This window comes from Vibrio sp. V43_P6S15P86, from assembly GCF_009904725.1.
Lineage (GTDB): Bacteria > Pseudomonadota > Gammaproteobacteria > Enterobacterales > Vibrionaceae > Vibrio > Vibrio diabolicus.
Window position 1 is genome coordinate 1 of the sequence record NZ_WXWT01000070.1, and the last position, 10885, is coordinate 10885.

12 protein-coding genes are annotated in these 10885 nt (G+C 44.9%); 5 read left to right on the top strand and 7 right to left on the bottom strand.

Annotation, left to right across the window (positions count from 1 at the left end; translation table 11 throughout):
- The first annotated feature begins 175 nt into the window (after positions 1-175).
- Positions 176-1096 carry a sensor domain-containing diguanylate cyclase gene (locus CAG69_RS03115; RefSeq protein WP_005494188.1) on the top strand — a complete coding sequence of 307 codons (921 nt, stop codon included), beginning with the start codon at positions 176-178 and terminating at the stop codon, positions 1094-1096.
- 32 nt (positions 1097-1128) lie between these two features.
- Here CAG69_RS03115 and csdA read toward each other — a convergent pair whose 3' ends face one another.
- From csdA to CAG69_RS03135, 4 genes are all read right to left on the bottom strand, one after another.
- The gene (gene csdA / locus CAG69_RS03120) at positions 1129-2340 is read right to left on the bottom strand and encodes a cysteine desulfurase CsdA (protein WP_161442679.1); all 1212 of its coding nucleotides are present in this window, start codon (positions 2338-2340) and stop codon (positions 1129-1131) included.
- On the bottom strand, positions 2340-2939 hold the full coding sequence (locus CAG69_RS03125; protein WP_161442681.1) for a DJ-1 family glyoxalase III: 600 nt from the start codon (positions 2937-2939) through the stop codon (positions 2340-2342). Before CAG69_RS03125 ends, csdA begins: the two co-directional genes overlap by 1 nt.
- The gene (panE, locus tag CAG69_RS03130; protein ID WP_161442683.1) at positions 2936-3826 is read right to left on the bottom strand and encodes a 2-dehydropantoate 2-reductase; all 891 of its coding nucleotides are present in this window, start codon (positions 3824-3826) and stop codon (positions 2936-2938) included. Before panE ends, CAG69_RS03125 begins: the two co-directional genes overlap by 4 nt.
- Positions 3827-3934: 108 nt before the next feature.
- On the bottom strand, positions 3935-4753 hold the full coding sequence (locus CAG69_RS03135; protein ID WP_046874988.1) for a nucleoside-specific channel-forming Tsx family protein: 819 nt from the start codon (positions 4751-4753) through the stop codon (positions 3935-3937).
- 323 nt (positions 4754-5076) lie between these two features.
- Between CAG69_RS03135 and CAG69_RS03140 the strand changes: the two genes are divergently transcribed.
- The 4 genes from CAG69_RS03140 to CAG69_RS03155 are packed head-to-tail and all read left to right on the top strand — an operon-like array spanning position 5077 to position 8313.
- Complete coding sequence (locus CAG69_RS03140) at positions 5077-5673, top strand: LON peptidase substrate-binding domain-containing protein (RefSeq protein WP_005380253.1); 597 nt, start codon at positions 5077-5079, stop codon at positions 5671-5673.
- Entirely contained in the window at positions 5670-7028 is a 1359-nt protein-coding gene (locus CAG69_RS03145; RefSeq protein WP_161442685.1) for a DUF4397 domain-containing protein, read from the top strand. Before CAG69_RS03140 ends, CAG69_RS03145 begins: the two co-directional genes overlap by 4 nt.
- A gap of 44 nt (positions 7029-7072) precedes the next feature.
- Positions 7073-7657 (top strand): RNA polymerase sigma factor, encoded by a 585-nt coding sequence (locus tag CAG69_RS03150; RefSeq protein ID WP_005380255.1) that lies wholly within the window; start codon positions 7073-7075, stop codon positions 7655-7657.
- Complete coding sequence (locus CAG69_RS03155) at positions 7654-8313, top strand: ChrR family anti-sigma-E factor (RefSeq protein ID WP_006742555.1); 660 nt, start codon at positions 7654-7656, stop codon at positions 8311-8313. The genes CAG69_RS03150 and CAG69_RS03155 overlap by 4 nt, the downstream gene beginning before the upstream one ends.
- A 63-nt stretch (positions 8314-8376) precedes the next feature.
- On the opposite strand, the gene CAG69_RS03160 is transcribed toward CAG69_RS03155, so the two are convergent.
- The 3 genes from CAG69_RS03160 to CAG69_RS03170 form a co-directional block, all read right to left on the bottom strand.
- Positions 8377-9729 (bottom strand): AmpG family muropeptide MFS transporter, encoded by a 1353-nt coding sequence (locus tag CAG69_RS03160; RefSeq protein ID WP_006742554.1) that lies wholly within the window; start codon positions 9727-9729, stop codon positions 8377-8379.
- 71 nt (positions 9730-9800) lie between these two features.
- Complete coding sequence (locus tag CAG69_RS03165) at positions 9801-10346, bottom strand: peptidylprolyl isomerase (RefSeq protein WP_012841483.1); 546 nt, start codon at positions 10344-10346, stop codon at positions 9801-9803.
- Positions 10346-10885 (bottom strand): YajG family lipoprotein (locus CAG69_RS03170; protein ID WP_237668023.1); only part of this gene is annotated, 540 nt, incomplete at its 5' end. The genes CAG69_RS03165 and CAG69_RS03170, both read right to left, overlap by 1 nt.

Consider the following 10885-nt stretch of genomic DNA (forward strand, 5'->3'; position numbering starts at 1 on the left):
ACCATTATATTGATCTAGGACTATTATATTGTACGTGTGTATTTTATAGACTCTAGGCATTCGATATTTATCTAAATTAGATAGCATTCATATGGCTAAAGCTGCTGATGAGCGTTCTGGTTACTAGAACATGTTACTTTTTGGCTAAGTTAAAGGCACAAAATAGGATTGCCCTATGCAATTTACTTTGGAACATGCGCAGGAAGTGCTATCAGGAATGCCAGACCCGACCTTTATATTGAGCGAAGACGGTGTTTACCTTGATGTTTTTGGAGGGAGCGATAAAAAGACTTATCACGATGGGCAGAGTCTGATTGGCAAGACGCTTCATCGTGTTTTGGAAAAAGCACAAGCGGATTGGTTCGTTGAGCAGATTCGTCACTCTTTGGCTGAACAAGATATTGTCACCATACAGTACAAATTGGATATTAAAGATATTCAAGGAATTGACCATTTAAACGGCCCTCAAGGGGAAGTTTACTATGAAGCTAAGGTTTGTCCGCTAGAGGTAGAATATCAGGGCCGTCGTGCCGTTCTTATTCAGAGCCGAAATGTCTCTCATTGCCATCAAAGAGAAGCGTTACTTCGATATCAAAGCCAAATAGACTCTTTAACGAATATCTTTAATCGTAGAGTTTTTTTCGAAAAGCTTTCTGAGGAAGTCGTAAAGAGCCAGTCGCCGGAATATCAAGGTGCGCTGCTTTTGTTTGATTTAGATTTCTTCAAAGTCATTAACGATAAACGAGGACATGATGCCGGAGACTACGTTTTAGAGTCATTAGCAGACTTAGTGTCTAACTTGCTCATGAAAGATGAAACTTTTGCCAGAGTAGGGGGTGAAGAATTTGCGATAATTTTATCTGGCTCCTCGTTATCAGAAGCAAGAGAGCTTGGAGAAGAAGTTCGGTCGCATATTCAAAACTGTGTATTTGAATTCAAGCAAATTGAAATACCAGTTACCGTCAGTGTTGGCGTCGTCAATATTATTCAAAATGAGACCACAAAAGGTTTGTATGCTCGAGTTGATAAAGTCCTGTATGCGGCGAAGCGAAATGGTCGAAATTGTGTCGTCAGCGAAGAAAAAGAACAGGAGTAACCCAACAGAGCTACTCCTAGGCACAGATAAATTTATAGCATGTCGACGGCTTTTTCTACGGCGGCGATGAGTCTATCCACATCTTCAGCCGTGTTATAAATACCAAAAGAAACGCGTACCGTGCCTTTAACGTTTAGCGCATCCATCAATGGGTGAGCGCAGTGGTGTCCTGCTCGTACCGCAATGCCTTGTTGATCGAGCAGCGTCGCCATGTCTTGGTGATGAACGCCGTCCATGACGAATGTCAGTACAGAGGCATTCGGTTGATAGCCTAGAATATGGATGTCATCCAACGCGCTTAGTGCTTGGTAGGCCTTATCCTGAAGCGCATGGAGATGATCCTCGACTTCGTGATGGTCAAAACCTTGGTACCACTCAATGGCTTTCGCTAAAGCAATCGCTCCCGCTACGTTTGGTGTGCCCGCTTCAAATTTGCCAGGAAGTGCTGAAAAGGTCGTTTTCTCGAAAGAAACGCGTTCAACCATTTTACCGCCGCCGTGCCATGGTGGCATAGCTTCTAACAACTCTAGTTTGCCGTATAGGACACCAATACCTGCTGGCGCATAAAGCTTGTGACCTGAGAAAACGTAAAAATCGATATCTGATGCCGATAAATCTAGTTGCTCATGTACGACGCCTTGCGCGCCATCAATCACAACAACCGCGCCAACACTGTGCGCTAGTTCAGTGATTTGTTCGATAGGTTGGCGTGTGCCCGTTACGTTAGTGATTTGCGCACAAGCAACAATTTTACAGCGGTCAGACAGAAGCGCCTTAAATGCGTTGATGTCGAACTGGCAATCTGATGTCATTGGAACTTTTATGACTTTGGCGCCCGTTTGCTCTGCCACGATTTGCCAGGGCACGATGTTAGCGTGGTGCTCCATCTCGCTAATCAAGATCTCATCACCCGGTTGTAACGTGCTGCGGGCGTAAGTTTGAGCAATTAAGTTCAGTGCTTCGGTTGCGCCCCGTGTCCAAATGATCTCTTTAGAGCTGTTTGCACCAATAAAGTTTGCCACTCGTTCTCGTGCCGCTTCAAATTGGCTGGTGGCATTAGCTGTTAAGCTATGACTGCCACGGTGAACATTGGCATTTTGCGCACTGTAGTAATGACTGATGACATCAATCACACATTGCGGTTTTTGCGTTGTCGCTGCGCTATCTAGATACACTAAGGGTGTATCGTTGACGGATTGATTTAGAGCGGGGAACTGCTCACGTACAGCATTTATGTCAAACATTATTCTTCACCAAGCTTATGGTAATGCAGCGTAGGCAGAGGGATCATTGGTTCAGCAACTGACCATGCGTGTTTTTTACCTGAGAGTTGAATGATTACTTCCATTGCGAACTCTAAAGCAGTGCCCGGACCTTGACTGGTGATAAGGTTGTGGTTGATATCAAAGGTCACGCGTTTGCTGCGCCACTTCTCTTCCGGGATATGTGACTGAAAGCTCGGGTGACAGGTCATTAGTGATTGTGGGAAAAGATTGTGGTGTTGCAATACCAACGCCGGTGCTGCGCAGATAGCAGCGACCAATTTTCCCTCGTAGATGTGCTGCTTAAGGATTTCTATCATCACCGTGCTATCACGAAAAATTTCTGCACCACCAACACCACCAGAAAGCGCTATGGCGTCAAACTCATCATCAGCGATATCGACCAGCTTACAATCGGCTGTTAATGTGACTCCGCGAGAAGCTTTCATCGTCAATGAGCCATCAAAAGCAGCACTCGCTACCGTAACGTCATAACCCGCGCGAACCATCATGTCGATAACGGTGATAGCTTCCATTTCTTCGGTGCCCGGAGCGATTGGCACTAAGATTTTCTTACTCATTGTTCTGTCCAGCTTTGTTCTATTTGTTTGATGCGTTGGTAAAGTTTTAAATTCTCAGGCGTATTGATGCGATGTTTCTCGGCAGCCTTTAACAAGTATCCGGTTATAAAATCAATTTCCGTTCGACGCTGATGGAATACGTCTTGTCTCATTGAAGAATAGTTCTCAGCTGTGGCGTTCACCACTTGCATTACCGTATCGAAAAGAGAGCGAAACTCGATAGCAATACCTTCTTTACTCATTACTTCAACCAGTTCTTGATTGATGCTTTCGAGTTGTATCTTAAACTCGGGCTGCGCAAGCTCACCATTCTTACACTGGTGAATCGCAGTCAGTGGGTTGATAGCACAGTTGATCGCTAACTTAGTCCATAACGCAGACTGGATGCGTGGATTCCAAGTGGCCTCTGGAAGGGCATGATGCATAACATCTTGCAGAAAAGTACACTGCATTCCATTGTCATTATAACCACCCACTTGCGTTGTTCCGTGACCGGTATGCAATACGTGTTGGTTATCTGGTTTGTATGCGCCGTGCGTCGTTGTTGCGAGCACTATCGGATTGTTTGGCAGAGCCTTCTCCACGGCAGAGGCAGTACCCATACCATTGTGCATCAGCATGATAATCGTGTCTGTATTGATATGAGGGAGCAAAGGCTGAATGGCGTCTTCCACTTGCCAAGCTTTTACCGTGATCAAAATGAGGTCCGCTTGATTTACGGAGGAAATATCTTGATTACTGAATACGATTGCGGGTGTGTCATCCAACTGAAGTGATTGTTGGCTCTCTGAACTTCTTCCCCACAATGAAACATTGTGCCCGGCAAGCTTAAATTTTGTTGCCCAGAGTGAGCCCACCGCACCTGGACCGAGGATAAGGATATTCACCAAACGCTCTCATTAAAAAGGTTTGCTGCAAGGATAATGAGGGAAAAAAGGAAAGCAAATAAAAATGGCGCCGAAAGGCGCCATTTTTGATGAAACTTAGTGGTTCAATTAGAACTTGTAAGTTACAGCTACATAGTGACCTACACCAGAAGACTCTGGCTTATGACCCCATGGTAGAGCTTCGCCATCTTTAAAGCCGTATACGTCTTTGTATAGCTTCAGACCGTAGCCAACAGCAAAGCGGTCAGAGTGCCAGTAGATGCCGTTGAACATAGCACCGCCGTTAGATGCTGTAGTGTTGAACTTATTGCCTTTGTCGTCATCCATACCGAATTGGTAATCAATGTAACCTTGGTAAGAAATGAATGAGCCGTTCTCGAAGAAGTAGAATGGTTTGAACCAGTTAGTAGAAACTTGGAAACCGTTCCAGTCTTTTTTGTTGCCATCGTATGTACCGTAAAGGTTTAGGCCAACTTTGCCGAACCAAGGTACCATTACGTCAGAACCTAGACCGATTTTTTGAGAGTTAACATCAGAGTTACCACCCCACTCGATTAGAGTTGCAACGTATAGCTCTTGAACTGGACCGAAAGATAGGTCTTTACCAGTTACCGCATCTAGAGACATACGTGGAGCAAATTTCATGAAGATTTTCTCGCCACCAGCTTTGTCGCTGCCTGGATCAGAAGCTAGGTTGAATACGTCAACGTAGCCGTATAGATCGAAAATACCAGAGCGACCGCCAAATTCCATCTCTAGGTAATCATGAGAAGATTCAGCATAACCTTTCTCGTTGAATGCACCCATTAGGTTAAATTGCATCCACTTGTAATCGTTTTTGTGGATATCGCCGTCAGAGTAATCTGCAGCCAATACTGGAGCTGAAGTAGCCGCTAGAAGGCTAAGAGCTAAAAGTGATTTACGCATAAGGGGACTCTCTATGTTTGTAATGATTCAGAACACGCAATCTGTGCTGCGCTTTCCAATTGGCGGGAATAATAGCGATAAAAATCCCAAATGAAAGTGATAAAGGGTGCAAAATTGAACGTTTTTGGTGAGTTGCGTCACGAAATTATCTTTATTTACGGAACTTTTTGTTTGTTGCATTTGATTGCAATAAATATGTGATTTGGATCGTTTGCGTAAGCGATTTTATGACTTTTTAAGCCAGTCGATTAACCAACATAAATCGTTAGTGATCGGAGTGATAAGGGATTCGTATGTATCGGTGAATCAAAGAGGACGTTTGAATGAAAGAAGTCATGTTATTCCCACTCACTTCAGTTGTACTCCCTGAAGGTAAAATGAATCTGCGCATTTTTGAGCCACGATATAAGCGAATGGTAAAGGAATGCAGCCTACAAAATGTGGGTTTTGGAGTTTGCCTAGTAGGTAGTGAAGGTGACCCTAAAGACGTGGGAAATGTTTCATCTATCGGAACTTTGGTCAGGATCGTTGATTTTGAAACACTCAGTGATGGTCTTCTTGGTATTACAGTCGCTGGTGAGAAACGCTTTGTTGTCAAACGAGTTCGTGCAGATGCGGACGGCTTACGCCATGCAGAGGTCGAATGGTTAGACAATTGGCAACATCCAGACAACTCACCAGATTTCTTCTATTTAAGTCAGCAGTTATCCCATGTTTATGAAGAGTTTCCTCAACTTGGAAACCTCTACCAGCATCGTTTTTACGATGACTCAGCTTGGGTGACCCAGCGCTGGCTTGAATTACTTCCTTTAGACTGCAATCTGTTCGAACAGCTCGTTGGCGCAGAGAACTGCATTCCTGCGTTGCAATTTCTGACAGAAGCCATAGAAGCCCCGACTAACAAAGAGGCAAGGATATGAAAGGATTTAGCAGAGCTGCGCTAACTATGGTGGCGGCATTAGGACTGGCGGCGTGTGGCTCCGACAGCGACACCATCGAGTATTCCAATTTGCAAGCAGTACATGCGTCTTCTGATGCGCCGCTTGCAAATGTGTGGATAAACGATAAATCATCATTGACAGGTGTTGATTATGGTATGGGTTCTGGTTACATGAAGTTACGTGAGGGCATGAACTCAATTCAAGTTGATGTTCAACTTCCAGGCGATGAAACCGCGACCGTAATACCTAAAACAGAACTAGACCTTGATTCAGACCTCAATTACAACGTGTTCGTTGTTGGTGATGCCGATGGTTCGCCAAACCCAGTAGAACCTTTAGTTGTGACTCGCAGCGCCGATTCAATGGCTGATGCCAATAGTCTAGACGTTCAAGTTGTTCATGCAGCGTCTGGCGTTCCTGCCGTTGATCTCTACGTCACTGAGCCAGGGGCTGATCTTGCTAGCGCGACACCGCTTATGAATCTTGCATATAAAGCATCTACAGACGTATTGAACATCCCCGCTGGTGAGTACCAAGTTCGACTTGCTGTTGGGGATAGCGTTGCTTTTGACTCGGGAACAATATCTCTTGCTGCTAATTCAAACTTGACGATTGCCGCTATCAGTACCGGAGATTCAAATAGCACGTCACCGGTTAAGCTGTTGGTATTGGATGGTTCAGGATCTTCTATAATCGAGGATATGGGCAGCCAAGCTGAAGTAAGAGTTGGACATCTTGTCGATGGAGCGCCAATCGTCGATGTCAACGTTAACGGGGCGGCCTTCGGTCCTCTTGCCGACTTAGCGTTCAAAGAGATTCGTGGTTATTTGGATCTCGATGCTGGCGCTTACGATATTGACGTTTACGTGGATGGCACAACAACCAACCCTATTATCGATGTTGACGGATTAATGGTTGCGGGCGGAATGGATTACAGTGTTTACGCAGTCGGTGTTGTTAGCCCAACGATTGATATCGAACCTCTAGTTGTTGAAGACATGAGACGTGCAGTGGCAACTAGCGCGACGCTGAATGTGACACATGCGGCGGCGAATCCCGTAGCGGAAATGGTGGATATTTATCTCACTACAAGCGCTGGAATAGATGGAAGTGATCCAACTATTGCTAATTTTGCGTACAAAGATAGCGTTCAGGGATTATATGTCGCTGAAGGTACCTATTATGTAACCGTGACAGTGGCAGGCGATCCAAGTACGGTTGCTGTTGATTCAGCACCAGTCAATGTGATGAATGGTGTTGTGTATCAGGTGGTTGCCATTGATGATGGGAACAACGGTGGCTTCAACTTGTTGGTTGATGACGTTACCGATTAGGACGAATGGGAGGAGATGACTTCTCCCTAAAATTAAGGCCGATTATGATGAGTGATAGCCCAAAAAAACTGGGGCGCAGTGATTGGAACGATTACATGGACAAAGTGAAGGCTCGAGATAAAGACGCATTCGCTTTTGTATTCCGTTTTTACGCACCCAAGCTGAAGCAATTCGCTTACAAACATGTTGGTAATGAGCAAGTTGCTATGGAGATGGTGCAAGAGACCATGGCGACAGTTTGGCAGAAAGCGCACCTCTATGATGGGGAAAAGAGCGCGTTATCGACTTGGATATACACCATAATCCGAAACCTATGCTTTGATCTGTTGAGAAAGCAGAAAGGTAAGGAGTTACACATTCATTCTGATGACATTTGGCCGTCAGAATATTATCCACCAGATCTTGTTGATCACTATTCACCAGAGCAAGACATGTTGAAAGAGCAGGTGGTTAAATTTTTAGATATTTTACCGAAAAATCAGAGAGACGTTTTACAAGCGGTGTATCTTGAGGAGCTACCTCATCAGCAGGTCGCTGAATTATTTGATATACCCCTCGGTACCGTAAAATCCAGGCTGAGGCTTGCAGTAGAAAAGCTAAGGCATTCAATGCATACGGAGCAACTATGAACAAACACCCAGATAACAGCTTGTTAGAAGCATACGCTTCGGGAAGCATTGATGCAGTTTCTGGTCTTGTGGTCGCAACCCATTTAGAAACATGCACCAAGTGCCGAGCTTATGTGAACCAAGTCGAAGCCAGCCAAGCGAATATCGTGAGCGACATCCCCTCTGAATATGTCCCTGAATTCGACGATATGTTCAATGATATTATCAATGCGGAGCCAGCGACAGATAACATCGTTATCCGAGATCCTGCCGCAGTGAATGTTGCAGGAAAGAGCTTTGAGCTTCCCAAAACCTTAGCGCGTTTCTCTGACCTCGTAGGGTCATGGAGAAGTTACGGAGGCAAGGTTTTCAGTGCTCAGATTGATCTAGGGGAAGATGCTCGTGTTAGCTTAATGTACATCGGAGAAGATGTGCAAATTCCTCAACATACGCACAAAGGCTTAGAATCTACATTGATCCTACATGGTGGGTTTAGTGATGAGGATGGCCAATATGAAGAGGGCGATTTGATGATTCGAGACGCGTCAGTGAAGCACAGCCCTTACACTAAAGTCGGAGAAGATTGCTTGTGTTTAACCGTATTGACCGAGCCGATGATCTTTACTCAAGGTGTGGCACGTATATTTAATATGTTTGGCAAAGGGCTATACCCATAGACCTCTTATCTCATATCTCGCAAAACAAAAACCACCGAATTCGGTGGTTTTTTGATGCGCTTCTTAGTGCTTGTGACGTGCTTTTTCTAATAAAGCATCAAAGTAATGTCGTAGCGAGTACAACATAATCAAGCTTGGCACGACCATAACAGCGGTAAGCACAAAGAACGTGCTCCAGTCATTGAGGTAGTCAACCAGTTCTCCACTGAAAGAAGCAAGAGTCGTTCGTCCGAAGTTCCCCAAAGAGGCAAGCAACGCATACTGAGTTGCCGAGAATGCTTGTCCGGTTAGAATCGTCAAAAATGAAACAAAAGCGACAGTTGAGAAAGCAGTCGTAAAGTTATCGACAATAATGGTTGCTAAATACAGGTGCTCATTTGGGCCTACCGATGCAATCCAAGCAAACATCAAGTTGCTGGCAGACATAGCAATACCGCCGATCATTAATCCACGTACAATACCAAACCTGACGTTGAACATGCTTCCGACAAAGGTAAAGAAGATAGTGGCTCCCCATCCGATCAGTTTGGAGTAATAACCAATTTGTTCGTTACTAAAACCAATATCTTTATAGAACGCGATCGACATCCTGCCCAAAAACGCTTCGCCAATTTTGAATAGGAAAACGAACAGCAAAAGAGTAATCGCGACACGGACGCCATTGCGATTAAAGAAGTCAAGGAAAGGTTCTACAACAGTCACAGTAAACCAAGCCACGACTTTTGAACCAACCACTTCTTTGTGGCGTTGTTCAGCGGCAGACTGAAGTTGTTCGCGTTGAGTCTTAGGCTCTCCGACTAAAATCGTAAAGACCATTAGAATGCCGACTATCACCGCCATCCCGTAATACACGCCATTCCAACCGACACTATCAGCATTAACAAACGCTAAATAACCCGGTAGTGAATAACCTGTCCACCAGCCAATGACCGCCATTGCAGAAGCTTGTGGCAGCTTAGATTCTTCTGATTTTGGGAAAGTATCAATACGAAAAGCATCAATCGCAATGTCTTGTGTTGCTGATGCGGTTGCAATACACAAGGCGAGTAGAGACGCAAACACCAAGTTCTCTGCTGGATTCACGCCCGCAATAAATACCGTCGCGACGAGTACAATACTTTGACAGAAGAAAATCCAGCTACGCCTTTGTCCAAGTAGTCGATAGAGCACTGGTAGCTTCACCCGGTCTACGAGTGGCGCCCAGAGAAAGTTAATTGCATAAACCGCAAAGACACTACCAAAGTAACCTATTGCGGATAGGGTCAAACCAGCGTCTTTTAGCCAGCCAGACATATTTGAACCGATAAGTACCCACGGAAAGCCGCTAGAGCAGCCCAACATGAAAACCCACATGAGTCGTTTATCGAGGTAACTTTTTACCGTTTCCAACCAAGTGATGGAAGGTAATGAAGACATAAATCAATCCAATAAAATGAAGCCGTTGAAAGAGAAAGCCCTTCGATTATTCAAAGGGCTTATCGTTTTGGCTATTTAAGTAGTGTTGCTTTAGTGATGACGATTTGAGTCTCGGGAACATCACGCATACCGCGAGTCGTCGTAGTTGGCTGTTTTGCCATTTTTTGGATAATGTCGAATCCTTCCGTGACCTCGCCAAATACAGCATAACCCGGTGGACGAGCGCCATAGTTGAGAAAATCATTGTCGACTAAATTGATAAAAAACTGACGAGTAGCAGAGTCAGGCGCGTTGGTGCGCGCCATTGCAATCGTCGCACGGTCGTTATTTAAACCGTTATTACCCTCGTTTTTGATTGGAGCGTAAGTCTTCACCATTTGCATATCTTGGTTAAAGCCACCACCTTGCGCCATAAAGCCTGGAATAACGCGGTGAAAAATAGTGCCTTCATAGCTACCGTCTTCTACATATTTCAGGAAGTTCGCTACCGTAATCGGCGCTTTCTCTTCATTCAGTTCGACAGTAAATGAACCTAACGTTGTTTCAAACGCCACTTTTGGTCCAGCCCAAACGCTGCAGCTGAGTAGCGCGAGAGAAAGAATTGCCTTGCGTAACATTAGAAACGCTCCTGCATGTACTGACGAAGCTCAGGATCATTGGCAATTTCTTTAAGTGTTAATGTCACTACATCATTCAGTGTTTGCTCAATGTCGGCATCAGACGCACTCAATGTGCCAGAACGCTTCGCAGTGCCTGTGTAAGTTTTGACCAGCTTGCCTTCTGGTGTTTCTGCGGTGATTTCAAGCACGACTTTCGCATCCATCTCATTTTCCATCACCGAATGTTTTACGTTAACTAATGCTTCTTGAACGTTTAATTCAATTGCATTGTTGCTGTTTAGATCGGCATGGAAGCCTTGAGATGAAAACTGCTTCTCTAATGCTTCTTCTAACGCAATACGTAAATTCTGTTTAGCATGAAGAGGAAGAATGTTCGAACGGCCGTTATCCACCAACGCCACGTACTGCGCTGCACGTACATCTTTGCTGGTCAAGCTGTAAGTCTTGCCTTGAACAATTGGATTGGTGCTCAGTGTGCTTTCTGGCATCAAATTCAGCTGAGGCTGTTGAGGAGCTGAACACGCAGCAAGCAACGC